We start from the raw sequence: 26,717 nt of genomic DNA, 5'->3' as shown, positions 1-26,717 counted from the left end.
GGGCTTTTTAATTGCTAATGCATACTGGCCAGTTGTTGTGCTTGATTGCGATAAAGAGACAAGCCAAGTTTTTGCAGATGGCGTCCATTATGCTCAAGAAACTGATTCAATCGTGGAATATGTTTAGCACCTGAGTAAAGTGCCAAGTTTCGACCAATCAAATAATAGGCAAACCAAGAGGCCGACTGAGGGGTTAAGCCCAACAATTTCATCTTCTTACGCCCTATAAAGAACTGAGTCAGTTCTAAGTGTTGTTTATATGCCAATTTTTGTTGAAAAGTGCGCAAATAACGATATTTTCGTTCAAAAGGTTCTTTGGAAAGACTTGAGCCAAGTGAAATACTACTTGCATCCGATTTTGGATGCGCGAATTGCATCCAGTAGATGAGTTTCCATCCTTCAGATTCCTGATCCACCAACCATTTTTCCTCAATTCCCATCAACCAACCTGCATATTTCCAAAAGTGTAAAAAGCTGTCGACTTCCTCCGCACTTGGAAAGATACCTAAGGCTCGAATTCCTAATAGCACCACACCACTAAAGGCAATATTCGTCATGGCTTGATCATATTGATTAATTGGTAAGCCCCATGTTTCAGCATCCCATTTTTCTGATTTTTGTAGCTGATGCCGTACTAAAGAATGAATGAAACGAACATAAATTGTGGAACAAAAGCCCTTGTTATAACGTTCAAAGCCCTCTTTCTCTGTGATATCAACCCACCATTTTGTGGTTTCTGCAAGGCGCGTAGCTGCTTGTTTTTTTAATGCACCTGTGAGGATTAGCGGTTGGTTAAAACCAGGATACATATAGCCCGCCATTAAAGAGAGATCTCTAAGAATCAGACCATTATTTGCTCCCAATCGATAAGTGAATTGCAGAGCTTTATCTATTTTGACTTGGTCATACCAAGTGGGTTTTCGTTCAACTAAGCTAAAAAATTGTGTCAGTTCAGGAACGTCATGAGGCAGTTTATCTAAACCTTCATATAACGCCGTCTCAAAGTATTTTCGATGAAGTTTGGGATTTTGTAATACCCATCGCATCACCTGATCCATCGGCTCATCACCTGCTTGAAGCGCTTCATTGAGTTGTAAATATTCAGCATAGCTTGGTTGTAGATGTTGATTGGTCATATAACCCAAGATTTTGGTTTTTAAATTGGACTGCACCATAGTTTCAAATGCAGCTAAACGACTTGGCTTAGGGATGCTTAGCATTGCAAAACACCTTTGATTGTTATTTAATCAAAGCATAATATGAATATTTATTCGCATTCAATTCGCATTTCAACAGAGCCTCTTGATGAGAAAACGCCCACAACAACAACGCGCCAAAATGATCGTTGAAAGTATTTTGGAAGGTACGCAAAAATGCATTTCCGAACAGGGGATTCTGCAACTCACAACACCAAAAATTTCAGAAAAATCAGGTGTAAGCGTTGGTTCGATTTATCAATACTTTGAAAATAAAGATCAGATCGTTTCTGAACTGCTGTTAAGAAAAAGTGAAAATTTAGGACAAGCACTGAAACAGCTGGTGATGCTTCAACAACAGACTGCGATTCAAGATATCATCAGATTGAGTATTGCATTTGGTTTTGAGTCCCTAAAATCCGATCAAGGTTTTTTCATTGAAATGGCTTTGTTGCACAAAGATTTGAAAGGCAAAGCGCCCCTAATTGAGCCAAATTTAAGGCGTAACTTGGGTAAGTGGTCGACCTAATTCCGTAAATCTGTTGAGGACAGCTACACGTGCATGAACCTCATTGACTTGGCTATCAAAGCTCCTTGCACTGAGTTTATCTCCTAATAATTTGATGCAGTGCATTTTAGTCTCAACCAAACTTCGGCGATGATAGCCTGACCATTTTTTCCATAGTGTCCTACCTAAACGTTTAATTGTTCGAAGTAATTCATTTCGCTCTAGCGAGCTACTCTTTGTATCTTTCCATGGTTTCGCATTTTTTCTAGGTGGAATCACCGCATGTGCTTGCCGATCTGCAATGACCTGACGGCATTGCTTGGTGTCATAAGCTCCATCGGTATAAACAGAGTCAATCTGCTCATCTTGTGGAATCTGATTAAGTAAATCACCAAGCACCTGTGAATCACAGACATTATTGGTTGTGAGCTGAATAGCGCGTATTTGTAGGGTTTTGGCATCTATACCAATATGTAGTTTACGCCATTGGCGACGATATTCAGCTCCATGTTTCTTGCGTTTCCATTCGCCCTCACCTAGAAACTTCATCCCTGTAGAGTCTACGAGTAGATGCAGCCCATCGCTACTTTTTTGGTAGCTGATTGCAATATCAATATGCTTTTGTCTTCTACAAAGCGTACTGTAATCTGGTGCGGTCCAATTTAATCCGCAAAGTTTAATCAGACTTTGCACAAAGCCAGTGACCATACGTAAAGATAGACGGAATAAGGATTTAATCATTAAGCAGCATTGGATGGCTGCGTCGGAGTAGGTTTGATTTCGCCCTTGTTTGCCTTTTGATGGAGCATACCATTGCGTAGCAGGATCAAACCAAAGGGCAATATTTCCGCGATTAATGAGTGCTCGGTTATATGCGGGCCAATTGGTTGTGCGGTAGATTTTGTGTGTAGGCTTCTTCATTTGAAAATTATATCGCTGAAAAAGCCTTTACAGATAGGTTTGTGCAACAAAGCCCATTGAAATTTTAAAAAACTGGCATGCTTATAGTGATTCAGATGCAGCGCAAGTTTTAGAACAGCATTTTTTAGAAATAGGGATGTATTTATTTGGGCGTTATTATCCGCATTGGGATTTTGAAACTTTAAAACATAAGTCCTTTGTGATTATTAATAGTACATTATTTACAATGATGCGTTATGCCAGTAAGAATACGTTTTTAATCGAAGAACAACGCTTACAACAAGAACTCACCAATATGATTATTTCTTATTTAGATGCCGTATCATGAGTTCAGAAAAACAATAATTTGGACATGGAAAAGTAATGCAAACAATAAAACAGTTTTGGAATGGATTTAGATTGTTGCCATCAGCTTGGCTCTTATTGGTGCAATTGGCTTTATTAATTTTAGCCACAATCACTTATGACGATAGTGCCTATCGTGCATTAACCTGGTCATTAGGTGTTTTGGCCTTACTTATTATTGCAAAAGTCATTCGACAAACCCCAGTATTTGCATTTTGGGGACTATTCTTTGTCAGTGGTGCATTTATATTTTCTATTTTGATCTTTGTCGGTTTTGACAATCATACAATACAGATTACGGCATACAGTTTTGAAGCCTTAGCCTATTTTTATGCAGCGTATGGTTTACTAAAGTATATGTTTTCAGATCGTTATCTCACAAAAGACGAATTATTTGCGGCTGGTGCCGTATTTACTTTGATCGCTTGGGCATTCGCTTTTTTATATAGGGTGTGTTGACACTTTTAGCTTAAAAAAATAGCGAAGTAGTAAAATCAAATCGCCAAACCCAATTTTACTATTCGCTATGCCTCGTACCATGCTGACAGATCAACACTGGCAAAAGTTGAAAACTATTTTGCGTAATTTATCTATTCATCACAACTCAAATTTACGTAATTTTATTGAAGCTATTCTCTATAGAATTAGAACAGGCTGTCCGTGGCGAGATATTCCTTCCTATTTCGGTCAATCAAACTCTATTTTCAAACGTTTTAATCGTTGGTCAAGCAGCGGTAAGTTGCTTAGATTATTCAAATTATTAGCATCATGCCCCGATATGGAGTGGATTTTTATTGATGGCTCTCACGTACGTGCTCATCAACATTCTGCCGGTATAGCGAATCAATCCATTTCTAAAAGTGTAGGAGGAAACTCCTCAAAAATACATTTGATTGTTGATTCACATGGCAATCCTATTGATTTCATGATTACCGATGGCACTACACATGACATCAAAGTTGCACCTGATTTAATAGCAACATTAGATTTAAAAGAGACAGAAGTGGTATGCGCAGATAAAGGCTATGATTCAGAACCACTGCGTGAGCAGATCAGAAAAACAGGAACAAAAGCGAATATACCAAAGAAAATAAATAGCCAATCGAACAATGATCATATGGACTGGTATTTATATAAAATCAGGCATTTAGTTGAAAATATGTTTTGTAGATTAAAACAATTTAGAGGGATAGCTACTCGATATGACAAGCTCAAAAGAAATTATCAAAGTGCTGTTGCCTTAGCCTGTATATTTTTATGGCTACCTTTATAGGTTTAATTATGAACAGTAAATGTCAACAGACCCTAGTATTTGTCAGATTATTTTGCCGAATAGTTTTCAAAATCCAAACCATCCTGAAGCCTTACAACGTTGGTTAGACCTACTCTTTTTGAGTTTTAGTTTGCAATCAGCCACAGGATTATCTGATCTTATGCCACTCAGTCCAGCCGCTCGAGTATTAACCATGCTACAGATGTTTGGTGGTGTGATGTATTTTGCAGTGATTGTTTCGAGATTAATTGCGCTGCAATATATTCCTCATGCACCGAAAAATTCACAAGATTAATCTTTAATCCTGTTACAGCATTACAACTGCGTTATTTTTCACGTTTTATATACTTTTGTTTGAGTTTTTCTTGTTTTGAACTCGCTTTTGTTCACATTAAGTGAATGTCTTATTTGACCTATAGGTCTGTCATGATCATTAAAATAATATGGGTGAATTATGTCTTCCAAGACTCCTTCGCAGTTTGCGAATGTGAATCCAAATGTGTTTTTTAGCACAGTCATTATTATCGCAATTTTCTTAGCAATTGTGATAATTGCCCCAAGCTCGTTTGAGTTTTTAACTCAACAACTGAAACAGTGGATCACTGACTCGTTTAGTTGGTTCTATGTATTATCAGTCGCCGTTTTCCTTATTCTACTGATTTACATCGCCTGTTCGGACAGTGGGAAAATCAAACTCGGACCTGATCACAGCCAGCCTGAATATAAAAATGGTTCGTGGTTTGCCATGCTATTTACGGCAGGCATGGGGATTGGTTTGATGTTTTTTGGTGTGGCTGAACCTGTCATGCACTATGTCAGTCCGCCGAGTGGTGATCCTGAAAGTGTCGCCTCAGCTCAACAAGCATTAAGAATTACCTTTTTTCATTGGGGATTACATGCATGGGCAATTTATGCCTTGGTGGGTTTAGCTCTAGCGTATTTTGCGTATCGACATAATTTGCCTTTAAAAACACGTTCAGCACTTTATCCTATTATCGGTGAACGGATTTATGGCCCTTTGGGCGATAGTATTGATACTTTTGCAACGATTGGAACTGTATTTGGTGTCGCGACTTCATTGGGTTTTGGGGTAACGCAAATTAATTCAGGTTTGCATTATTTATTTGGGATAGAACAAAGTACAAATATCCAAGTTGGACTTATTATATTTGTCAGTATTTTGGCATCTTTATCTGTTTTTCTAGGACTCGATAAAGGCGTGAAACGCCTTTCTGAATTAAATCTAATTCTCGCTTTAACCCTTCTTGCTTTTGTATTTATTGCAGGGCCGAGTATCTATCTGTTACAGACCACGATTCAAAATACAGGTTCTTACATCTCAAATTTATTTGCGATGACTTTTAATCTTTATGCCTATCAACCCAATGGTTGGATTGGAGGATGGACAATCCTTTATTGGGCATGGTGGATTTCATGGTCTCCATTCGTGGGAATGTTTATTGCAAGAGTATCAAGAGGACGAACAATTCGCGAGTTTATTGTTGGTGTATTACTGATTCCTACAGGCTTTACTATTATTTGGATGGGCTTTTTAGGAAATGCGGCACTTTTTAGCATCATGCAAGAAAGCAATACCAATTTAATTCAGGCGGTACAGTTAGACTCTTCGGTTGCATTATTCGAATTTTTAAATCATCTTCCATTCTCAGGAATTTTAAGTTCTGTTGCCACGCTTTTGGTTATACTTTTTTTCGTTACCTCAGCTGATTCGGGTGCATTGGTGACGGATTATCTCACCTCAAAAACTGAAAACTCACCGACTTGGCAGCGTTTATTTTGGACTGTCTTGATGGCGCTATTGGCGATTACGCTTTTACTCGTCGGTGGTCTAGCCGCATTACAGTCATCCATTATTATGAGTGCATTGCCTTTTACGATTGTGATGTTGTTGATGAGTTGGGGGCTTTTAAAAGCATTGAATTTGGATGTAACCAAAACTCGAGCTATCCAAGAGGCACGTATCACACCACGCGCAATCAACAACCCACGAAGTTGGCAGCAACGTTTAGGATTGATTATGCATTATCCGCATACAGAACAAGAGGTGAGAAACTATATTGCAAATGACGTTCGCAAAGCCTTCGAAAGCATTCAACGAGAATTCAAACGTCGACATTTAGAAGTTGACATTCAAGAGACTGAACAGGGTTTGCAGCTACATGTTGACCATCAGCATGAAATTAACTTTATTTATAAAGTCGTATCACATGCAACGCTTCCACCGAGTTTTATGCTCGGTCGATCTGAGATCGATGATTCTTCATATTTCCAAGCCGAAGTGTTTTTGCGAGAGGGTGGTCAAAACTATGATGTAATGGATTGGACGCAAGAAGATTTAATTCAGGACATTATTGATCAGTATGAACGACATCTTTATTTCTTAAATATTGTACGAACGACAACTTCCTAACCCTCAAAAATAATTTCCTGAGAGATTAAAATAACGGCTTCAAAGTAATTGAAGCCGTTATTTTATTTTGAATGAATTAAATTTGAGCATTATTGAACTTTAAGAAATATTTTCTAACTCAGGATATTGTCTTAAATACAGGCTAAATATAAAAATAGAGCTAGTTTTCTGTAGATAATTAAAACAATTTTTTAATAAAATTATTAAATTACAGTAAGTTAGGTTTGTAAAATTCGTTTTTTCTTATAATTAATAAATTTTAAATTATATAAATCAGTAAATTAGATAAGTTAAAGTTTAAAAATAAAACAACCAAATAATTAAATAGGACTTACGCATTGACAGATTCAAAAAAGTATTAAAATGCTTTATAAAGTATCTGTGATTAGACGAATTAAACATGCTTCTACAGCAACCTGTACTCTACCCATTTATATGGGCTTTCTCATGACAGAACCGAACTCTATTAGCTGCACACAACTTGCCGAGACTTATAACATCTCGCATGATAGTGTAAATCGCTTTCTAGAGCGTGAAGACTACACACCTCACGACCTATATCAAGAATCAATTCAACATATTGATAATAATAAACTTATAGTCAGTATTGATGATACTGTTTTAGATAAACCATATAGTCAGCATATGGACTTAGTTAGCTATTTTTGGTCAGGCAAACACCACCGATCCGTCAAGGGTATTAATCTCATTACCTTGTATGCGACAGATCAAAATGGTCAAAATATTCCAATTAATTTCCGAATTTATGACAAATCTGAAAGTAAAACCAAGAATGATTACTTTATGGATATGTTAAGTGAAGTACTCAGTTGGGGTGCAAAGATTCAATTTATTACAGGTGATAGTTGGTATTCATCGACTGGAAATCTAAAAACCATAAGAAAATATGGTATTCGATTTATGTTTGGTATCGACTGTAACCGTAAGGTTTCCCCAGAAAAAGGACAATGGTTTCAACTGCGTTTATTGCCAGATTTTCATCAGGGTCAAGTGGTCTGGCTCAAAGATTTTGGCTTTGTACAATTATTTAAGACTCAGTTAAAAGAACAGCAGAGGTTTTATATTGTGCATCAAGATGAAGATGATTTATTGTCCTTTGAGGGTTTTCATGAATTACATTCAAGTCATTGGAAAATAGAGCAATATCACCGAGTGATTAAACAGGTTTGTCATATTGAAAAGTTTCAAGTAAGACGATCTAAACTGATTTTGAATCATATTTTTGCAGCCTTGATGGCCTACGTCGAGATACAAAAGAACCAGTTTGAGCGGATCTTTGAAAATGTATATCGTTGGCAGAAGAAATTATTTAGACCAATCATCAAAGACTTCATTGATGACTTTATTCTCGATAAAAATCATCTCCTACCACAGAGAATCTATAAATAATAGTGCGTAAGTCCTATTAAATTTTTAAAATCTCTTGCAAGCGATTAGAAATGCTGTAGAATGCACATCCATCGGCGGTGATGCGGATAAAAACTTGTTGAGAAACAAGGATTTGGCTAAAGTGGTTAGATTCTTGGATTGGTTGATAAGTTTTAAAAATATCTAAATTACCTGTTGACTTTAAAGAAATTTAGAGTAATATAGCCGACCTAGCTTGATGATGACGAATCATCGAGAAGATCATTAAGAGAATAGAAGAACAACTTGTGTGGATTTTTACTGGTTGATCGATCGAATATATTTTCATTGATTGAATGGTAGAAATTTCTCGAAGTTTATTTGAGCGAATTTTTAGTCAGAAAATTGATGAGCCAGAATTAGCACCTTGTCTTAACTAAGGTGCAAAATGATTTTAACTGAAGAGTTTGATCATGGCTCAGATTGAACGCTGGCGGCAGGCTTAACACATGCAAGTCGAGCGGAGATGAGGTGCTTGCACCTTATCTTAGCGGCGGACGGGTGAGTAATGCTTAGGAATCTGCCTATTAGTGGGGGACAACATTCCGAAAGGAATGCTAATACCGCATACGTCCTACGGGAGAAAGCAGGGGATCTTCGGACCTTGCGCTAATAGATGAGCCTAAGTCGGATTAGCTAGTTGGTGGGGTAAAGGCCTACCAAGGCGACGATCTGTAGCGGGTCTGAGAGGATGATCCGCCACACTGGGACTGAGACACGGCCCAGACTCCTACGGGAGGCAGCAGTGGGGAATATTGGACAATGGGGGGAACCCTGATCCAGCCATGCCGCGTGTGTGAAGAAGGCCTTATGGTTGTAAAGCACTTTAAGCGAGGAGGAGGCTACTGAGACTAATACTCTTGGATAGTGGACGTTACTCGCAGAATAAGCACCGGCTAACTCTGTGCCAGCAGCCGCGGTAATACAGAGGGTGCGAGCGTTAATCGGATTTACTGGGCGTAAAGCGTGCGTAGGCGGCTTTTTAAGTCGGATGTGAAATCCCCGAGCTTAACTTGGGAATTGCATTCGATACTGGGAAGCTAGAGTATGGGAGAGGATGGTAGAATTCCAGGTGTAGCGGTGAAATGCGTAGAGATCTGGAGGAATACCGATGGCGAAGGCAGCCATCTGGCCTAATACTGACGCTGAGGTACGAAAGCATGGGGAGCAAACAGGATTAGATACCCTGGTAGTCCATGCCGTAAACGATGTCTACTAGCCGTTGGGGCCTTTGAGGCTTTAGTGGCGCAGCTAACGCGATAAGTAGACCGCCTGGGGAGTACGGTCGCAAGACTAAAACTCAAATGAATTGACGGGGGCCCGCACAAGCGGTGGAGCATGTGGTTTAATTCGATGCAACGCGAAGAACCTTACCTGGCCTTGACATACTAGAAACTTTCCAGAGATGGATTGGTGCCTTCGGGAATCTAGATACAGGTGCTGCATGGCTGTCGTCAGCTCGTGTCGTGAGATGTTGGGTTAAGTCCCGCAACGAGCGCAACCCTTTTCCTTACTTGCCAGCATTTCGGATGGGAACTTTAAGGATACTGCCAGTGACAAACTGGAGGAAGGCGGGGACGACGTCAAGTCATCATGGCCCTTACGGCCAGGGCTACACACGTGCTACAATGGTCGGTACAAAGGGTTGCTACACAGCGATGTGATGCTAATCTCAAAAAGCCGATCGTAGTCCGGATTGGAGTCTGCAACTCGACTCCATGAAGTCGGAATCGCTAGTAATCGCGGATCAGAATGCCGCGGTGAATACGTTCCCGGGCCTTGTACACACCGCCCGTCACACCATGGGAGTTTGTTGCACCAGAAGTAGGTAGTCTAACCGCAAGGAGGACGCTTACCACGGTGTGGCCGATGACTGGGGTGAAGTCGTAACAAGGTAGCCGTAGGGGAACCTGCGGCTGGATCACCTCCTTAACGAAAGATTGGTGACTGGTAAGAATCCACAACAAGTTGTTCTTCGAAGATGTATCTGAGGGTCTGTAGCTCAGTTGGTTAGAGCACACGCTTGATAAGCGTGGGGTCACAAGTTCAAGTCTTGTCAGACCCACCACTACTGACGAAGTGATGAATAATCACAAGCTGCTAGATAAAAAGATATGTCGTTCATTATGATTAAAGCTGGGGACTTAGCTTAGTTGGTAGAGCGCCTGCTTTGCACGCAGGAGGTCAGGAGTTCGACTCTCCTAGTCTCCACCATGAATTAAATGAAATGTTTAATTCTGAGCTAAATAGATTATAGAGTTTAATGAATAAAAAGATTAAGTAATTGATCTTGGTTTATTAATCTCTGTGATTTATCACAGTTTACTACGCACCGACGAGGTGGTAGTTAATCATTAACAGATTAGAAAATTGAGTCTGAAATAAATTGTTCACTCAAGAATTTAAGTTGATCGAAGTAATTTGATTGATTTAAACATATTGAGAACTAGTAAAAACACTGAATCAAGCGTTTTGGTATATGAATTTAGATTGAAGCTGTATGGTGATTAAATTCACAGACAACAAACCAGTAGCAATTAAGTTTGCAACGATAACACTCACTTGTATGTGTTAACGACTGTTTGGGGTTGTATAGTCAAGTAATTAAGTGCATGTGGTGGATGCCTTGGCAGTCAGAGGCGATGAAAGACGTGATAGCCTGCGAAAAGCTCCGGGGAGGCGGCAAATATCCTTTGATCCGGAGATTTCTGAATGGGGGAACCCACCCGCTATAAGGCGGGTATCATAAACTGAATACATAGGTTTATGAAGCGAACGAGGGGAAGTGAAACATCTCAGTACCCTTAGGAAAAGAAATCAATTGAGATTCCCTTAGTAGCGGCGAGCGAACGGGGAGCAGCCCATTAAGTTATGTGTGTTTTAGTGGAACGCTCTGGGAAGTGCGAACGTAGAGGGTGATATTCCCGTACACGAAAGGGCACACATAATGATGACGAGTAGGGCGAGGCACGTGAAACCTTGTCTGAATATGGGGGGACCATCCTCCAAGGCTAAATACTCCTGACTGACCGATAGTGAACCAGTACCGTGAGGGAAAGGCGAAAAGAACCCCTGTGAGGGGAGTGAAATAGATCCTGAAACCGCATGCATACAAGCAGTGGGAGCCGACTTGTTCGGTGACTGCGTACCTTTTGTATAATGGGTCAGCGACTTATATTCAGTAGCGAGGTTAACCGAATAGGGGAGCCGTAGAGAAATCGAGTCTTAATAGGGCGTTTAGTTGCTGGGTATAGACCCGAAACCAGGCGATCTATCCATGAGCAGGTTGAAGGTTGGGTAACACTAACTGGAGGACCGAACCCACTGTCGTTGAAAAGCCAGGGGATGACTTGTGGATAGGGGTGAAAGGCTAATCAAGCCTGGTGATAGCTGGTTCTCCCCGAAAGCTATTTAGGTAGCGCCTCGGACGAATACCATTGGGGGTAGAGCACTGTTTCGGCTAGGGGGTCATCCCGACTTACCAAACCGATGCAAACTCCGAATACCAATGAGTACTATCCGGGAGACAGACTGCGGGTGCTAACGTCCGTAGTCAAGAGGAAAACAATCCAGACCGCCAGCTAAGGCCCCAAAATCATAGTTAAGTGGGAAACGATGTGGGAAGGCATAGACAGCTAGGAGGTTGGCTTAGAAGCAGCCACCCTTTAAAGAAAGCGTAATAGCTCACTAGTCGAGTCGGCCTGCGCGGAAGATGTAACGGGGCTAAAACTATGTGCCGAAGCTGCGGATGTATACTTTGTATACGTGGTAGGGGAGCGTTCTGTAAGCCGATGAAGGTGTATTGAGAAGTATGCTGGAGGTATCAGAAGTGCGAATGCTGACGTGAGTAACGACAAAACGGGTGAAAAACCCGTTCGCTGAAAGACCAAGGGTTCCAGTCCAACGTTAATCGGGGCTGGGTGAGTCGACCCCTAAGGCGAGGCCGAGAGGCGTAGTCGATGGGAAATTGGTTAATATTCCAATACTTCTGTGTAATGCGATGAGAGGACGGAGAAGGTTAAGTCAGCCTGGCGTTGGTTGTCCAGGTGGAAGACCGTAGGCATGCATCTTAGGCAAATCCGGGGTGCTCTATGCTGAGAGTCGATAGCAAGCTGTACTTGTACAGTGAAGTGGCTGATACCATGCTTCCAGGAAAAGTCTCTAAGCTTCAGTTACACAGGAATCGTACCCGAAACCGACACAGGTGGTCAGGTCGAGTAGACCAAAGCGCTTGAGAGAACTCTGCTGAAGGAACTAGGCAAAATGGTACCGTAACTTCGGGAGAAGGTACGCTGCTGACGGTGATGGGACTTGCTCCCTGAGCGGTTGGCAGCCGCAGAAACCAGGCCGCTGCAACTGTTTATTAAAAACATAGCACTCTGCAAACACGAAAGTGGACGTATAGGGTGTGATGCCTGCCCGGTGCTGGAAGGTTAATTGATGGGGTTAGCGTAAGCGAAGCTCTTGATCGAAGCCCCAGTAAACGGCGGCCGTAACTATAACGGTCCTAAGGTAGCGAAATTCCTTGTCGGGTAAGTTCCGACCTGCACGAATGGCATAATGATGGCGGCGCTGTCTCCAGCAGAGGCTCAGTGAAATCGAAATCGCTGTGAAGATGCAGTGTACCCGCGGCTAGACGGAAAGACCCCGTGAACCTTTACTGCAGCTTGACATTGAACTTTGACCTTACTTGTGTAGGATAGGTGGGAGGCTTTGAAGTTGGAACGCTAGTTCCAATGGAGCCGTCCTTGAAATACCACCCTGGTAATGTTGAGGTTCTAACTCTGTCCCGTAATCCGGGACGAGGACCATGTCTGGTGGGTAGTTTGACTGGGGCGGTCTCCTCCTAAAGAGTAACGGAGGAGTACGAAGGTGCGCTCAGCGTGGTCGGAAATCACGCGTAGAGTATAAAGGCAAAAGCGCGCTTAACTGCGAGACCCACAAGTCGAGCAGGTACGAAAGTAGGTCTTAGTGATCCGGTGGTTCTGTATGGAAGGGCCATCGCTCAACGGATAAAAGGTACTCTGGGGATAACAGGCTGATACCGCCCAAGAGTTCATATCGACGGCGGTGTTTGGCACCTCGATGTCGGCTCATCTCATCCTGGGGCTGAAGCAGGTCCCAAGGGTATGGCTGTTCGCCATTTAAAGAGGTACGCGAGCTGGGTTTAGAACGTCGTGAGACAGTTCGGTCCCTATCTACCGTGGGCGCTGGAAATTTGAGAGGATCTGCTCCTAGTACGAGAGGACCAGAGTGGACGAACCTCTGGTGTACCGGTTGTCACGCCAGTGGCATCGCCGGGTAGCTATGTTCGGAAGGGATAACCGCTGAAAGCATCTAAGCGGGAAGCCTACCTCAAGATAAGATTTCCCTAGGAATTTATTCCTCTAAAGAGCCGTTCGAGACTAGGACGTTGATAGGTTGGGTGTGGAAGCACGGTGACGTGTGAAGCTGACCAATACTAATTGCTCGTGAGGCTTGACTATACAACACCCAAACAGTTGTTGTATTCAAGATAAATTCAATACATAACTTGATTTAGTGTACAAACTAGTTACAATACAGACCAATTATCTAATCCGTTAATAACTCTTTGGATCGTAAGTAAGGCAAACATTATTAATTAATGTGAATAAGACCCGAAAACACCACAACAGTTTGCTGGCGACAATAGCAAGAGTGAACCACCTGATCCCTTCCCGAACTCAGAAGTGAAACCTCTTCGCGCTGATGGTAGTGTGGCGTTTGCCATGTGAGAGTAAGTCATCGCCAGCTTTTAAATCTAAAACACCCCCTCCGCATACGCAGAGGGGGTGTTTTTTATTGAAATAAGAAAACTTAAAACTAATCTCAATTGTTTTATCTCTACTTCAATTTATAATCGAGTTAAATTCATAATTATAAAAAAGGAATTCAGCATTGAATGTAATTATCCAGTTGCTAGGTGGTATAGGCCTATTCCTTTTAGGCATGTCTCTGATGACGGATAGCTTAAAAGCAATCGCTGGTGAAGCTCTACGACAATGGTTAGTTAGATTTACAAATTCTCCGATTAAAGCTGTTTTATCAGGGATTGGTCTAACTGTAGTTGTACAATCCTCTACAGCTACTACTTTAGCAACAATTGGTTTTGTCAGTGCAGGCGTTCTTAGTTTTAGTCATGCAATTGGAGTGATTATCGGAGCGAACATAGGGACAACAAGTACGGGATGGTTAGTTGCACTGCTGGGATTGAAATTCTCAATTGCAAGTTTCGCCTTACCTATGATCGGAATTGGAGCTCTGCTTAAAGTATTAGGTAATGAAAAAGTTTCTTTTTTAGGATTAACTTTAGCTGGATTCGGCCTGCTATTCTTTGGAATTCAAATATTACAAGATGTGATGAGTGGTATCGCTGAACTTATTGATTTATCTCGTTGGGCAGAGCCAACACTTATAATGAAGGTCATTTTAGTGGTGATAGGCATTTTGATGACCATCCTATTACAGTCATCAAGTGCAGCAATAACAACGACATTGGCAGCATTATCTACTCAAGCAATCAATTTTGAACAAACTTTAGCATTAGTGATCGGTCAGAACATTGGGACCGTCGCAACAGCAGTACTCGCGGCGATGGGAGCGACCACAAGTGCAAAGCGGACAGCAGCGGTTCATGTTATTTTTAATGTAGTTACGGCAATTTTTGCTTTTCTTATTTTGTCTCCAATCTTTGTATGGGCATATCAACATGTGGATGCGATCCATCAATTAGATGAAGTATTGTTAGTTGCAGCATTTCATACAGCTTTTAGCTTATTGGGAGCATGTATTTTCATGCCTCTTTTACCTAAATTTGAGCAACTGATTATCCGTTTACTACCTGAACAAGAGCCTGTGACGACCCGTTATTTGGATGAGTCACTTTATAGCGTTCCAGCATTGGCAATTGCAGCAGTAGAACGAGCATTATTGAAGTCGATTGCAGATATGTACAGTGTATTGGTTCGTTGTATCCGAAACGAGATTATTCCTTCACTTGTAAATATAAGTGAATATGATCATACACTTGTAAAAGTTGAGCAGTATCTAAAAGAAATGTCGATTCCACAGTCGAATATTGATCAGCAGCGCTTTATTATTTTGTTACGGTTAGTTGTGTATGTTCGAGTGCTTAAAAATGATTTAGCTGATGTTTCTAAAATTGAATTTATTCAAAATCAAAGCATTATTTATGATTTAGCACAGCGTTTCGCCACAGTTTTGGAGCAGAATATTTCTTATTTACTGCAGCAACCTTTTTCAAATTTACCTGAATCATTGGTAAATGAATTAACTGAAATAGTCGAAGAGCTGAAAGAGAAACAAGAATTTGTTCGACAACAACTGATAGGGTAATCCTCCCATAAATAACTGAATTTAAAAGTAGAGGTTAAGCAGCCATCAAAGGTGGTTTGCCTCCGTTAGCTTGATGTGGTCGTTCATGATTGTAGTGCCACAACCACTGTGTTGCATAATCTTGTACTTGCTCCAATGTATCGAACAAATGTTTGCTCACCCAACTATAACGCATTGTACGATTGTATCGTTCGATATAAGCATTTTGTTGTGGCTTGCCTGGTTGAATATATTCAATACGGATACCATGCTCAGCTGCCCAACGTACGAATTCGTGGCTGATAAATTCAGGTCCATTGTCGCAGCGAATCACAAGCGGTTTGTCTCTCCATTCGAGCAATTGGTTAAGTGTACGAATGACGCGCAGTGCAGGCAGTGAAAAACCTGCTTCAATCACTAAACCCTCACGTCGATAGTCGTCAATTACGTTAAGCAAACGGTAACTTCGTCCATCACTTAACTGATCATGCATAAAATCCAATGACCATATTTGATTTGGATGAGTTGGTTCCTTCAATGGTTCAGGTACATGTCGTTTTAATCGTCTTCTTGGTTTGATCCGCAGATTCAATGCCAGCTCACAGTAAATACGGTAAACACGCTTGTGATTCCAGCAGCAACTCTCAACATGCCGTAAATACGAGAAGCACAAACCAAAGCCCCAATCGGAATTTTCCTCAGTGAGTTCAATGAGCTGTTCAGCAATAAGTGCATTGTCATCGCTGAGTTTGGCTTGATAGCGGTAGCAGGTTTCACTAATGCCAAATGCTTTACAAGCCAAACGAATACTAATGGCATGCTGGGCAACTGCCTGTTGTGCCATCTTACGACGACAAGATGGCTTTACCACTTTTTTGCCATCGCTTCCTGGATGATTTCGGCCTTTAATCGCTCTTCCGCATACATCTTTTTAAGTCTGGTATTTTCGGCTTCTAGCTCTTTCAGTCGAGCCATTAATGATGTATCCATACCACCATATTTGGCACGCCATTTATAAAAGGTAGCATTACTCATGCCGTGTTCACGGCAAAGGGTCGCTACAGGTGTGCCAGATTCTGCCTGTTTCAAGATGGACATGATCTGACTGTCAGTAAATTTAGATGTTTTCATGCAGAATCTCCTGCTCGTATCTTAAGAGAAAATTCTACTTTTAGATCCTATTATTTTTAGGGGGGATTACCATAGAAGATGCTGCAAACAAGAATATTCCTGCGACTTATACTTTAGAGCTCTTAGCTGCGCAAAGATGGTTGGAACATCTTATAGTTCACTGTAGCCGTGTAGCAATCTTGTTGAGTGATACAACACACATATTAGTGGATGATGAAGTAGAGTTAGCTCATTAAAATATAACTTTTCATAAATCCTACGTTTTCTACTTTCCTACTCAGCTGACAAGCCTATAATGATTGAGAATCATTCCAAATCTAATAAGGAAATAACATGTCGACCGATCAACAATTTCCAACGCCTGCAAACTTAGGGATAGCAGTATATTCAAACAATGCTGAAGCGATTGGTAATACACCATTGGTTCGTATCAATCGTCTGATTAAAACTGGCGCAACAGTATTGGCAAAAGTTGAAAGTCGTAATCCTGCATTCTCAGTGAAATGCCGTATTGGTGCAGCTTTGATTGCGGATGCGGAAAAGCGTGGTGTGTTGAAAGCGGGTATGCATATTGTTGAACCAACCAGTGGCAATACAGGAATTGCATTAGCATTCGTTGCAGCAGCAAAAGGTTATCCAATCACTTTGACAATGCCAGCCAGTATGAGTTTAGAACGCAGAAAAGTATTAAAAGCTTTAGGCGCGAATCTTGTTTTAACTGAACCTGCTAAAGGTATGAAAGGTGCAGTAGATGAAGCGGTTCGTTTAGCAACGGAAAATCCAGAGCTTTATTTTCTACCACAACAATTTGAAAATCCAGCCAATCCACAGATTCATGTTGACACTACAGGTCCAGAAATCTGGCAGGCAACCAATGGAGAAGTTGATATTCTAGTTGCAGGTGTTGGCACGGGCGGGACAATTACTGGCATTTCTCGTTATTTTGAGCAAGTTCAGAATAAGCCAATTTATTCTGTCGCAGTTGAACCTGCTGAATCTCCAATCATTACTCAAACAAAAAATGGCGAAAGCATTTCACCCGCACCGCATAAGATTCAAGGTATTGGAGCAAACTTCATTCCTAAGAACTTAGATTTGGATTTGGTGGATGAGGTTGTACCCGTAAATAGTGCCGATGCGATTGAGTGGGCAAGAAAGTGTGCAACTCAAGAAGGCATTTTGGTTGGTATCTCAAGTGGTGCAGCTTTAGCAGCAGCAGCTCAAATTGCAGAACGTCCTGAAAATACCGGTAAAACCATTGTGGTGATCTTGCCTGATAGTGGTGAGCGTTATTTATCTTCTGTTTTATTTGAAGGTTTATTTGACGAAGTTTGATTCTATTGTTTAGTGAGTAAAAACCATGCCTAAGCGCATGGTTTTTTTATTACTTCATTCTTATAAGGCTTTCTTTAAGGTTTTTTCATGGCGCTTAACTGAGCGTGCATATTTCTTCGCTTTATGGCGAGTCCAAAAACTACGTTCATAGCCTGTCGGTCCAACATTGTAATACGCTACAGCTTTAGACCAACTGCCAGCAGATTTGTAATAGCTAGAAAGAATATAAGCACCACAGTTGATATTGGTATTTTCATCATACAAATTGCCAGGGCAAGATGTACTCCAATAACTAGAAATAATTTGAGTTAGACCAATCGCACCTGTGGGAGAACGCGCTGAGCTATTAAAATTTGATTCTTGGCGAATTAGTGCAGCAAGTAAAGTCGGTGAAACATCATAACGTTCAGCACTTTGCACAATCATAGGAGATAAACGATTGGCAGTATTTGGAGCAACAGAATAAGCATTTTGCAAACCTGAAGACAATTGATTAGATCGGTTTGCAAATGACCCGCTTAAACTACTGCATGCTGTCATACTGATCGCTATCATGATCAAACTAATTTTTAAAATCATTCCATTAAATTTATTGATACGACTGTATTGATCAGTATGATTGAATAAGAATTGCAAAATAATAAACCAAAAGTACAAAGATGAATTGATGGTATTAACACCATGTAAATGAGTCAATAATAGTTATTTTGCGATCATGTGAAGAGCATTGTTTAGATATAAAAAAAGCCCCGACATCCTGTCGAGGCTTTTTCATATTTGGTTTCTTGCCGTTAACTCCTGTCAACGACCACGTCCTGTGCTTCTTGTTGTTCTGAATGAGACTTCCTGTCTCTTTATGATTCTTATAATAGAGCTTTATACTTTAGTCGTATATTCGCTAATCACCGCAACTGATGTACGTATATGCGTACATGATGTAATCATAATGCTTCTTTTAAAGCTTGCTCATGGCGTTTTACTGAGTTGGCGTAGCGATGTGCTTGATTGCGCATGTAAAGACTTCTTTTATAACCGGTTGGCCCGACATTGTAATAACCAAGTGCTTTGAACCAATCACCAGTCGCTTGATAGTATTTTGCAAGAATGTATGCGCCACAATTAATATTAATCTGTTCATCATAAAGATTTCCAGAACAGGTCTGTTGCCAAAACTTGGGACGTACTTGGGTCAAACCTACGGCATCTGCTGATGATCTGGCATTGGCGATATAGCTAGATTCTTGTCGAATCAGTGCAGCAAGTAAATGTGGAGAAATGTTATAAGATTCAGCACTTTGCAGAATCATGGGTGCGACACGATTTGCAGTCGTTGGATGAACAGAAAAAGCCGTTTGAATGCCTTGTGAAAATTGTTGTGAATGGTTGATTGTTGGTGATTTTGTTGTTGTACATGCAACGATGAAGTAGGCACTAATAACTATAAAGCTGAGTTTAAGACATTTGTTTTGAAACTGAGTAAAAGAAAATCTGTATCGCGTTATCATCGTGAAAAAAGTGTGTCCATTCTATAAAAGCACGCGGATAGTAAAAAGAGGCCTAGTTCGGGTCAATGATAGTTCATAGGCAAAATCGTTGGTTTTTATATTTTAGGCTTGACTTAATTTAGAAAAAAAGAAGCCTCGACTTCCTGTCGAGGCTTCTTCGTATTTGGTGCTATCACCAACTCCTGTCGATGACCACGTCCTGTGCTTTTTATTATTTTAAATGAGACATCCTGTCTCTATGTCTTGCATTCTAGGTAAGTATTGGCATGTTGTATATGCGTTAATCACCTGATTTCGTGTAGGCTGTGGCTTACATAGTTGAATATCTCAATGCTTCAAATTGGCTGTCTTTATTATCCATGCTACTAGCTTTTGAGCAATCGGTGCACAGACTAATACACTTGGAAATGCAAACATCCACGCCACAATCCAAGCTGACATCCACATTGAAAAGAAGTTATCAATTAAACCTACCGCTTTAAAGGTAGTAATTCCTGAGATGAGAAATGACATCATGCAAGATAATATGAATGGAAATAAAAGACTTGCTGCCTTCACGTAATCACCTCTGAATTGCATTTAAATTTAATGCAAAATTTTGCCCGAATAATTGGGCGGTTTTAATATCACCAAAATCAAACGCATTGGCTGCACTTTGATGTTCAGCTTGTGCCATTAAACCTGACCAAGAACCAAGACGATTGAGTGCCTGAGTATAAGGTATACCTTGATGTTGTTCAGGTAGAACAGGATTACCAATCCATATCATACCGTGTTGCATACAAAAGGTGAAAAGTGAAATGAGTGTCGACTGTTTATCTCCAGCAGGAAGTGATGAAACCGTAAATCCTGCCGCGAGTTTTCCTTTTAGGCTTTGCTTTTTCCATAATGGTCCTGTGAGATCCATCAGTTGTTTGAAGGTGCCTGAAACACCGCCTAAATAAGTTGGACTACCCCAAATGAGTCCATCATATTGGGTGATGAGGTCTGGATGAGCCATCAATGATTCTGCTGTAAACAAATCAATTTGAATATTCTCTACTTGTGCAGCACCTATTTGAATTTGCTCTGCAATAGATTGTGTATGACCTTGGCGGCTATGATAGATAATTGCGATAGATTTCATGGAGTCGTCCTCGATTAGAAAAAATTAAGCAATACAGCGGTGAGAAATAAACCACACCCAAAAATACTGTGATTGATCAAACTTTTGATGCGGTTAATAAAAGGCTGAGGTGTTTTTGAGGCAGCGATACCTAAACCCATCGCGGGTTGCATGATCAGGAAAGGGATCAAAACAGTGATGACACTAAAGGAAAGTGCAGAAGGAAATTGAGGTTGAGCCAACCAATTTTGGCCTACCATTAAAATAAAGCTGAAAGAGAAAATGACACCCACACTGTAATGAGCAATCCAGCCAAGTAGATATTCATGTCGAATTTCTGGACTTTGAGCAATGGATTGATGCTGGATTTTTCCACGCAAAATCCAGCCAACCCAACGCCCAAGTAAAGCAAAATTTAACGTTGGGATATTGAATCTTTTTAGTATCAACAACCAAATATCCATGATGATGGTTGCACCAATACCAAGTCCAAAAATGTAAATCAATCGTTCCAACACATTCATTTCATCACCTAGAGCCTTTACCAATAAAATCTGATAAATTGATTGTGCAAGTTCAAGTTAACTTGAAGTCAAGGGGGATTTATGGATATTGGTGAAGTCGCAAAAAAAGCAAAGCTCACGACATCGACATTGCGCTTTTATGAAGAGAAAGGGTTAATCAAATCGATTGGTCGTCATGGCTTACGTCGTCAGTACAGTAAACAAGTTTTGGATCAACTGGCTCTCATTGCATTAGGTCGAGCAGCAGGCTTTTCATTGGATGAAATTGCAAGCATGTTTGGGCAGGATGGAAAGCCTGAGTTGGATCGGAAAATGCTGAATGATAAGGCAGAACAATTAGAACAAATGACACGACGTTTACATTTTATTAGCGAAGGATTGAGACATGCTGCGATATGTCCCGCAGAAAATCATATGCAATGTCCGACTTTTCAGAATTTTTTAAAAGCTGCGATTGCAGGTGAATATCAGCCCACAAAACTCTAAAACAAAATAGAGTTTTAAGGAGAAAGCATCGGATTGCATCGCCATAAAGATGTCATTTTATTGAAGTCAAAGTTTCATAAAAACTTGTTCTAATTTTTCTTAATTTTTACCAAATGTATAAAACCATGAACAAGAAAACTTTATTGGCTTTATTGTGCTGTAGTGCTTTGGCTTTAACGGCATGTAATGATGATGATCAAGATCAAAAAACATCGGTAGATCAAGTGACTGAGCCAACCTTGATCTCTTTTGCTAAGCTGCCTGTAGAAACCTATGCGATTGGACCTGATTCTGGCAACGCTGTCAGTGGCGCTAATGGTATTTACCCACCATTTAAAGGGCAACCTGTACAAGGTTTCTCGGCTGCTTTGAAAAATGAAGACGGTAGTTATATGGCGATGTCTGATAATGGTTTTGGTACGCAAGACAATTCAGCGGATTATTTATTGCGTATTTATAAAATCAAAGCCGATTTCAGAACAAAAAATAAAGGTACAGGGCAAGTTTCAGTCCAAAGCTTTATTCAATTACGTGATCCCAATAAACGTATTCCATTTGAAATTGTGAATGGAAGTACTTCAGAACGATTATTAACGGGTGCCGATTTTGATCCTGAGTCGATGCAACGTGCAGTAGATGGGAGCTATTGGATCGGTGATGAGTTTGGCCCTTACTTATTACATTTCTCAGCAGAAGGAGTTTTATTGGATGCACCAATTGGATTGCCTAATCCTTTAAATTCAGCCCAAGAACTACGTTCCCCTCAAAACCAATTCAACAAAGCCAACATCAATTTTGTTGAGCCTTTGGTACAGCGCAGTGGGGGCTTTGAGGGAATGGCGATTTCTCCAGATGGCAAATATCTATATCCTTTACTGGAAAAGCCATTGCTGAATGATGCTACAGGTCAACTTCTGATTTCTCAATTTGATATTCAGAAGAAAAGCTATACGGGACAATATTATTGGTTCGCTTTAAATAGCAAGGCAACCAATATCGGTGATTTCCAATTGTTTAGTGATAAAGATGGCATCATCATCGAACGTGATGCGAGCCAAAATAATTTAGGTGGGTATAAAAAGCTGATACGAGTTACTTTGACCGAGCCTAAACAAATGGTAGTGCGTGAAGATTTGTTGGATTTAATCAAAATTGCCAATCCAAATTTACTCTATGGCACAGCGCGTGAAGGGGATATTGGAACAGGTCAGGTCTTTGCTTTCCCATTTGAAACGATTGAAGATGTAATTATTGAAAATGGAACGACATTAACTGTATTGAATGACAATAATTTCCCAGGTTCTTCGGGACGTAATGCCAAACTTGCGGACGACAACGAAATTATCCAGATTCGTTTGCCGAAAGCATTATTTTAAACGTCGGGTAAAATTAGCCGAAATGGTCATTCCTCATTTCGGTTGAAAGCGTATACTGATCAGGCAGAAGGAGTCCTCATGTCTGAATCAGTTACACGCCCAACCCATATTGAATATGGTTCAAAATCGTTTACCGCGATTTTATGGTCTTTGTTCTTTGCTGGTTTTGCTTCCTTTTCATCTTTGTACTGTGTACAGCCGATGATGCCAATCTTTGCAAAATTCTTTCGGGTCACACCGACCCACAGTAGTTTCCCTTTATCTTTTTCAACCATTGCACTCGCGATTGGTTTGTTGTTCACAGGATTCATATCTGATCGTTATGGACGCAAAAGGATTATGGTGTTTGCCTTATTTTTTGTTTCCATATTATTGCTGATTAGTGCTTCATTTCCGATTTGGGAAATTTTTCTGACTACTCGTATTTTTATTGGCTTAGCAGTGAGTGGTGTCGCAGCGGTTGCAATGACCTATATTGGAGAGGAGATCGCACAAAAAGATATCGGTTTTGCCATGGGGCTATATATTTCAGGTACGGCAATTGGTGGAATGGGAGGGCGTTTAATCGCGGGAGTTTTAGTTGATTTTATTTCTTGGCAATCTGCTACTTATATTATTGGTTTTCTAAATCTGATTATCGCTTGTTTATTTTATTTTTTATTGCCCAAATCGCAGCACTTTAAACCGTATCCCTTTCGGTTTTCTCGCTTTAAGGATGCATTTGAACAAAACTTAAAAGATTCAAAATTAAGGATTTTATTTGCCCAAGGTTTTATCTTAATGGGCTGTTTAGTGACAGTATTTAACTACATTAGCTATCATTTATTAGAAGCACCATTTCACTTATCACAAGCATGGATTGGTGTGATTTCGATTGCTTATCTAGCAGGTATTTATAGTTCGCCTAAAGCCGCGCAATGGGGCTTTAAGTATGGACGAGATAAAGTTCTGCCGATGATGTTAATGACGATGATGATTGGCTTGTGGTTTACACTCATTCCATCATTATGGTCAATTTTGATCGGTTTGATTATCTTCGCTTTTTCATTTTTTGCAGCGCATTCGACCGCAAGTAGTTGGGTTTCAGTACAAGCAGTTCAATATCGTGCAGTGGCATCCTCGCTGTATTTATTCTGCTATTACATTGGTTCAAGTTTGCTCGGCAGCTTCGGTGGATTGGTTTGGGAGCAGTTTGGCTGGATTGGAATTAATTTGAGTGTGAGTGTGGTTTTGGTGATTGGGTTAGTATCCGCTTTATATCTTGGTAAATTACAACGTTCGTAAGCGTCCGCTGAACACACCTTATGAATTCATCCTATAAGCCTTAATTTAGTCCCCACTTAAAAACAAGTGGGGACTAAAATTTATGACTACAAATCACCAGACATCCATCGCATCTCTTGCGAAAAAACGAAGAACATACAGTGCTGAATTTAAACAGCAGATCGTTCAGGCTTGTAAAGCACCGGACGTTTCAATTGCTTCGGTCGCTTTGCAACATGGATTGAATACAAATCTTGTATCCAAATGGATTCGCTTAATTGATGGTAAGCCAGGGAATGATCGCTCACCACTACCGAATAAACCTGCATTTATTGCCTTATCTTGCTCTGCACCATTAGATCCTACTCCTACTGACATGTTAACGGTTCAAATTACTTTACCCCACTCAAAAGCAGAAATTGGCTTGAAATGGCAAGTATCAGAAATATCTGCTTTAGCAGAATTACTCAAGGCACTTGCAACATGATCCGCATTGATGAAATCTGGCTTTCTACCCAACCTCTGGATATGCGAGCAGGGATGGATACTGTCATTGCTCAGGTGGTGAGAACCTTTGGCTCGATCAAGCCGCACTGTGCTTACCTGTTCTGTAATAAACGTGGTCATCGTATGAAAGTACTGGTGCATGATGGACTGGGCATCTGGCTGTGTGCCCGGCGGCTGGAACAGGGCAAATTTCACTGGGCTAAGCTTCACCAAGGTGAAACCGTGGCCCTCAGCCCGGAACAGTTACAGGCACTGATCCAGGGTTTGCCCTGGCAGCGCATTGGACGACAGCAGGTGGTGACGATGCTTTAAACCAGGCTGTTCCATTCCGCTATTCTCCAAACGTTCTATTTCATTCTTCTCATGACCTCAGGCATACTGCGGTCATGAATACGCTGCCTGACTTAAGCCAACTGACCCATGAACAACTGCTGGAATTTACCAGACAGTTGGCGCTGCAGCATCAGTCTCTAGCACAATCAAACCAGCAATTAGATGCCAGAGTTCAACATCTTGAAGTCACCAATCAGCAATTAGATTCTAAAGTTCAACATCTTTCTATTCTCAATCAAAAATACGAGCATGAACTCGCACTATTTAAACAGCACAAATTCGGCAGTAAAAACGAACATCTCACTGCAAAACAAATCCATCTCTGGGATGAAGCGGTTGAAGAAGATATTGCTGCTGTTGATCTGGAACTGGAACGGCTGAATGCAGATAAAACCGATGCAGCGACACAGAAAGCCAAAACCAATAAACCTAAACGTCGACTGCTGCCCGATCATCTACACACCATTCGTATTGAGCATGAACCAGCATCAACCCAATGCAGTTGTGGCTGCCAGTTACGTCGTATCGGCGAAGATATCAGTGAAAAACTGCATTTCAGACCGGCACAGTTCTATAAGGAACAGCATGTGCGTGGCAAATGGGTCTGTGATCAGTGTGACACCCTGACTCAGCAAGCGATGCCCGCCTATGTGATTGATAAAGGCATTGCTTCACCTGAACTGCTCAGCCATGTGCTGGTATCGAAGTATGCCGATCATTTGCCGCTGTACCGTCAGCGCCTGATCTATCAGCGGGCGGGCATTGATCTGTCCAGATCTACTTTATCTGACTGGATAGGTCGCTGCGGTGTGGAACTGGAACCTCTGGCCAATGCCTTAAAACAGGTGGTGCTGCAACAGCGGGTGATCCATGCAGATGAAACACCAGTCACCATTATGCGGATGGGTGATGATGAGAAAAAACCGAAGAAAGGTTATGTCTGGGCCTATGCCACTACACAGTACAATCCAGTTCAAGCGGTGATCTATGACTTTCAGGATAGCCGTTCAGGTCAGCATGCTGCAGAGTTCTTGAATGGCTGGCAGGGTTATCTGGTCTGTGATGATTACAGTGGTTATAAAGCACGCTTTAAATCAGGCGATGTCATTGAGGTGGGCTGCATGGCGCATGCACGTCGTAAATTCCATGAGCTACATGTGACTGGGAAAAGTCAGATCGCTGAACAGACATTACTGATGATTCAGAAACTGTATGCGATAGAAGCCGAACTCAGGAAAAAGACCGATAGTACAGCAGAACACCGCCGCGAATACCGACAACAGCACAGCCAACCGGTGATGCAACAACTGTATGAATGGCTCAACCAACATTATCTGACGGTGCCATCGAGTTCTCCAACCGCCAAGGCCATCAATTACAGTCTGAAGCGTTGGCCAGCCTTAAGCCGCTATCTGGATGATGGCAATCTACCCATTGACAATAACTGGGCAGAGAACTCAATGCGCCCCTGGGCATTGGGCCGTAAGAACTGGTTGTTTGCAGGTTCGCTGCGCAGTGGACAGCGAGCGGCAAATATCATGACTTTAATCCAGTCAGCAAAGCTGAATGGGTTGGATCCGTATGCCTATCTCAGTGATGTGCTGAAAAGGCTGCCGACGCATAAAGCGACCCAAATAGAAGAATTACTGCCACATCGCTGGAAATCCAACTCAAATTAAAAAATAGGCATGGGG

The 26,717-nt window shown here is 41.1% G+C and carries 18 protein-coding genes, 2 tRNA genes, 3 rRNA genes and 5 pseudogenes; 20 read left to right on the top strand and 8 right to left on the bottom strand.

The genetic code is table 11. The annotated features are described in order from the left end of the window. Positions 1–14: 14 nt before the first annotated feature. Entirely contained in the window at positions 15–1,220 is a 1,206-nt protein-coding gene (locus tag Q9Q86_RS11880; protein ID WP_112986334.1) for an oxygenase MpaB family protein, read from the bottom strand. A gap of 85 nt (positions 1,221–1,305) precedes the next feature. Here Q9Q86_RS11880 and Q9Q86_RS11875 point away from each other — a divergent pair. Continuing rightward, positions 1,306–1,641: pseudogene (locus Q9Q86_RS11875) on the top strand (TetR/AcrR family transcriptional regulator); the annotation flags it as partial. Positions 1,642–1,692: 51 nt separating this feature from the next. Here the strand turns inward: Q9Q86_RS11875 and Q9Q86_RS11870 are convergent. Further along, positions 1,693–2,625 carry an IS5 family transposase gene (locus Q9Q86_RS11870; RefSeq protein WP_005064486.1) on the bottom strand — a complete coding sequence of 311 codons (933 nt, stop codon included), beginning with the start codon at positions 2,623–2,625 and terminating at the stop codon, positions 1,693–1,695. Between the two features lie 55 nt (positions 2,626–2,680). Between Q9Q86_RS11870 and Q9Q86_RS11865 the strand changes: the two are divergent. From Q9Q86_RS11865 to Q9Q86_RS11810, 12 genes and pseudogenes are all read left to right on the top strand, one after another. Next, a pseudogene (locus Q9Q86_RS11865) lies at positions 2,681–2,953 on the top strand (TetR/AcrR family transcriptional regulator); the annotation flags it as partial. A 35-nt stretch (positions 2,954–2,988) separates the two neighbouring features. Then, positions 2,989–3,426 (top strand): annotated as a pseudogene (locus Q9Q86_RS11860) (two pore domain potassium channel family protein); the annotation flags it as partial. Between the two features lie 70 nt (positions 3,427–3,496). Next, positions 3,497–4,243: an IS5 family transposase gene (locus tag Q9Q86_RS11855; RefSeq protein ID WP_004912080.1), complete on the top strand. Its 747-nt coding sequence runs from the start codon at positions 3,497–3,499 to the stop codon at positions 4,241–4,243. Positions 4,244–4,277: 34 nt separating this feature from the next. Further along, positions 4,278–4,538, top strand: a pseudogene (locus Q9Q86_RS11850) (ion channel); the annotation flags it as partial. A gap of 159 nt (positions 4,539–4,697) precedes the next feature. Further along, complete coding sequence (locus Q9Q86_RS11845; RefSeq protein WP_075695880.1) at positions 4,698–6,674, top strand: choline BCCT transporter BetT; 1,977 nt, start codon at positions 4,698–4,700, stop codon at positions 6,672–6,674. Between the two features lie 381 nt (positions 6,675–7,055). Beyond that, positions 7,056–8,084: an IS701-like element ISAba11 family transposase gene (locus tag Q9Q86_RS11840; RefSeq protein ID WP_142028625.1), complete on the top strand. Its 1,029-nt coding sequence runs from the start codon at positions 7,056–7,058 to the stop codon at positions 8,082–8,084. Positions 8,085–8,497: 413 nt separating this feature from the next. Next, a 16S ribosomal RNA gene (locus Q9Q86_RS11835) occupies positions 8,498–10,034 on the top strand. A 59-nt stretch (positions 10,035–10,093) separates the two neighbouring features. After that, a tRNA-Ile gene (locus tag Q9Q86_RS11830) sits at positions 10,094–10,170 on the top strand. Positions 10,171–10,240: 70 nt separating this feature from the next. Next, positions 10,241–10,316: transfer RNA gene (locus tag Q9Q86_RS11825), tRNA-Ala, on the top strand. Positions 10,317–10,696: 380 nt separating this feature from the next. Continuing rightward, a 23S ribosomal RNA gene (locus Q9Q86_RS11820) occupies positions 10,697–13,588 on the top strand. A 174-nt stretch (positions 13,589–13,762) separates the two neighbouring features. Continuing rightward, positions 13,763–13,877: ribosomal RNA gene (gene rrf, locus Q9Q86_RS11815) — 5S ribosomal RNA — on the top strand. Together the 16S, 23S and 5S rRNA genes with 2 tRNA genes alongside form the textbook arrangement of a ribosomal RNA operon. A gap of 204 nt (positions 13,878–14,081) precedes the next feature. Further along, positions 14,082–15,473 (top strand): annotated as a pseudogene (locus Q9Q86_RS11810) (Na/Pi cotransporter family protein); the annotation flags it as partial. Positions 15,474–15,513: 40 nt separating this feature from the next. On the opposite strand, the gene Q9Q86_RS11805 reads toward Q9Q86_RS11810, so the two are convergent. Next, positions 15,514–16,589, bottom strand: a protein-coding gene (locus tag Q9Q86_RS11805; protein ID WP_140986748.1) for an IS3 family transposase whose coding sequence is annotated in 2 segments (ribosomal slippage) — positions 15,514–16,337 and positions 16,337–16,589 — 1,077 coding nt in all. Because the reading frame shifts where the segments join, the coding sequence is not laid out codon by codon here. Positions 16,590–16,922: 333 nt separating this feature from the next. Between Q9Q86_RS11805 and cysK the strand changes: the two genes are divergently transcribed. Next, the gene (gene cysK / locus Q9Q86_RS11800; RefSeq protein WP_112987662.1) at positions 16,923–17,924 is read left to right on the top strand and encodes a cysteine synthase A; all 1,002 of its coding nucleotides are present in this window, start codon (positions 16,923–16,925) and stop codon (positions 17,922–17,924) included. A gap of 60 nt (positions 17,925–17,984) precedes the next feature. Here cysK and Q9Q86_RS11795 read toward each other — a convergent pair whose 3' ends face one another. The 5 genes from Q9Q86_RS11795 to Q9Q86_RS11775 all read right to left on the bottom strand — a co-directional run bounded on the left by Q9Q86_RS11795 (position 17,985) and on the right by Q9Q86_RS11775 (position 21,058). Beyond that, positions 17,985–18,503: a lytic transglycosylase domain-containing protein gene (locus Q9Q86_RS11795; protein WP_004957196.1), complete on the bottom strand. Its 519-nt coding sequence runs from the start codon at positions 18,501–18,503 to the stop codon at positions 17,985–17,987. A 362-nt stretch (positions 18,504–18,865) separates the two neighbouring features. Continuing rightward, positions 18,866–19,429, bottom strand: a complete 564-nt coding sequence (locus tag Q9Q86_RS11790; RefSeq protein WP_004917154.1) for a lytic transglycosylase domain-containing protein — start codon at positions 19,427–19,429, stop codon at positions 18,866–18,868. A 327-nt stretch (positions 19,430–19,756) separates the two neighbouring features. Continuing rightward, positions 19,757–19,987 (bottom strand): DUF2798 domain-containing protein, encoded by a 231-nt coding sequence (locus Q9Q86_RS11785; protein ID WP_004917151.1) that lies wholly within the window; start codon positions 19,985–19,987, stop codon positions 19,757–19,759. 4 nt (positions 19,988–19,991) lie between these two features. Next, positions 19,992–20,555: a flavodoxin family protein gene (locus tag Q9Q86_RS11780; protein ID WP_112987661.1), complete on the bottom strand. Its 564-nt coding sequence runs from the start codon at positions 20,553–20,555 to the stop codon at positions 19,992–19,994. A 14-nt stretch (positions 20,556–20,569) separates the two neighbouring features. After that, positions 20,570–21,058 carry a DUF2938 domain-containing protein gene (locus tag Q9Q86_RS11775; protein ID WP_112987660.1) on the bottom strand — a complete coding sequence of 163 codons (489 nt, stop codon included), beginning with the start codon at positions 21,056–21,058 and terminating at the stop codon, positions 20,570–20,572. Between the two features lie 81 nt (positions 21,059–21,139). Between Q9Q86_RS11775 and Q9Q86_RS11770 the strand changes: the two genes are divergently transcribed. The 6 genes from Q9Q86_RS11770 to Q9Q86_RS11745 all read left to right on the top strand — a co-directional run bounded on the left by Q9Q86_RS11770 (position 21,140) and on the right by Q9Q86_RS11745 (position 26,702). Continuing rightward, positions 21,140–21,544: a helix-turn-helix domain-containing protein gene (locus tag Q9Q86_RS11770; RefSeq protein WP_112987659.1), complete on the top strand. Its 405-nt coding sequence runs from the start codon at positions 21,140–21,142 to the stop codon at positions 21,542–21,544. 125 nt (positions 21,545–21,669) lie between these two features. Further along, positions 21,670–22,920 (top strand): esterase-like activity of phytase family protein, encoded by a 1,251-nt coding sequence (locus Q9Q86_RS11765; RefSeq protein ID WP_171293834.1) that lies wholly within the window; start codon positions 21,670–21,672, stop codon positions 22,918–22,920. A gap of 78 nt (positions 22,921–22,998) precedes the next feature. Then, positions 22,999–24,204 carry an MFS transporter gene (locus Q9Q86_RS11760; protein ID WP_112987657.1) on the top strand — a complete coding sequence of 402 codons (1,206 nt, stop codon included), beginning with the start codon at positions 22,999–23,001 and terminating at the stop codon, positions 24,202–24,204. 82 nt (positions 24,205–24,286) lie between these two features. Then, the gene (locus Q9Q86_RS11755; protein ID WP_004762545.1) at positions 24,287–24,670 is read left to right on the top strand and encodes a transposase; all 384 of its coding nucleotides are present in this window, start codon (positions 24,287–24,289) and stop codon (positions 24,668–24,670) included. Next, positions 24,667–25,002 carry an IS66 family insertion sequence element accessory protein TnpB gene (tnpB, locus tag Q9Q86_RS11750; RefSeq protein WP_157938043.1) on the top strand — a complete coding sequence of 112 codons (336 nt, stop codon included), beginning with the start codon at positions 24,667–24,669 and terminating at the stop codon, positions 25,000–25,002. The genes Q9Q86_RS11755 and tnpB overlap by 4 nt, the downstream gene beginning before the upstream one ends. Before the next feature lie 74 nt (positions 25,003–25,076). Beyond that, entirely contained in the window at positions 25,077–26,702 is a 1,626-nt protein-coding gene (locus tag Q9Q86_RS11745; protein ID WP_308150308.1) for an IS66 family transposase, read from the top strand. The last annotated feature ends 15 nt before the right edge of the window (positions 26,703–26,717 follow it).

The organism is Acinetobacter sp. A22 (genome assembly GCF_030913345.1).
Lineage (GTDB): Bacteria > Pseudomonadota > Gammaproteobacteria > Pseudomonadales > Moraxellaceae > Acinetobacter > Acinetobacter junii.
The sequence above is the reverse complement of the archived record's forward strand: the minus strand, read 5'-3'. Positions and strand labels throughout refer to the sequence as shown.

What these genes read in the sequence shown, in the direction of transcription:
- Q9Q86_RS11880 (WP_112986334.1), bottom strand. Translation starts at nt 1,220, where the DNA reads ATGCTAAGCATCCCTAAGCCAAGTCGTTTAGCTGCATTTGAAACTATG.
- Q9Q86_RS11870 (WP_005064486.1), bottom strand. Translation starts at nt 2,625, where the DNA reads ATGAAGAAGCCTACACACAAAATCTACCGCACAACCAATTGGCCCGCA.
- Q9Q86_RS11855 (WP_004912080.1), top strand. Translation starts at nt 3,497, where the DNA reads ATGCCTCGTACCATGCTGACAGATCAACACTGGCAAAAGTTGAAAACT.
- Q9Q86_RS11845 (WP_075695880.1), top strand. Translation starts at nt 4,698, where the DNA reads ATGTCTTCCAAGACTCCTTCGCAGTTTGCGAATGTGAATCCAAATGTG.
- cysK (WP_112987662.1), top strand. Translation starts at nt 16,923, where the DNA reads ATGTCGACCGATCAACAATTTCCAACGCCTGCAAACTTAGGGATAGCA.
- Q9Q86_RS11795 (WP_004957196.1), bottom strand. Translation starts at nt 18,503, where the DNA reads ATGATTTTAAAAATTAGTTTGATCATGATAGCGATCAGTATGACAGCA.
- Q9Q86_RS11790 (WP_004917154.1), bottom strand. Translation starts at nt 19,429, where the DNA reads ATGATAACGCGATACAGATTTTCTTTTACTCAGTTTCAAAACAAATGT.
- Q9Q86_RS11780 (WP_112987661.1), bottom strand. Translation starts at nt 20,555, where the DNA reads ATGAAATCTATCGCAATTATCTATCATAGCCGCCAAGGTCATACACAA.
- Q9Q86_RS11775 (WP_112987660.1), bottom strand. Translation starts at nt 21,058, where the DNA reads ATGAATGTGTTGGAACGATTGATTTACATTTTTGGACTTGGTATTGGT.
- Q9Q86_RS11770 (WP_112987659.1), top strand. Translation starts at nt 21,140, where the DNA reads ATGGATATTGGTGAAGTCGCAAAAAAAGCAAAGCTCACGACATCGACA.
- Q9Q86_RS11765 (WP_171293834.1), top strand. Translation starts at nt 21,670, where the DNA reads ATGAACAAGAAAACTTTATTGGCTTTATTGTGCTGTAGTGCTTTGGCT.
- Q9Q86_RS11760 (WP_112987657.1), top strand. Translation starts at nt 22,999, where the DNA reads ATGTCTGAATCAGTTACACGCCCAACCCATATTGAATATGGTTCAAAA.
- Q9Q86_RS11755 (WP_004762545.1), top strand. Translation starts at nt 24,287, where the DNA reads ATGACTACAAATCACCAGACATCCATCGCATCTCTTGCGAAAAAACGA.
- tnpB (WP_157938043.1), top strand. Translation starts at nt 24,667, where the DNA reads ATGATCCGCATTGATGAAATCTGGCTTTCTACCCAACCTCTGGATATG.
- Q9Q86_RS11745 (WP_308150308.1), top strand. Translation starts at nt 25,077, where the DNA reads ATGAATACGCTGCCTGACTTAAGCCAACTGACCCATGAACAACTGCTG.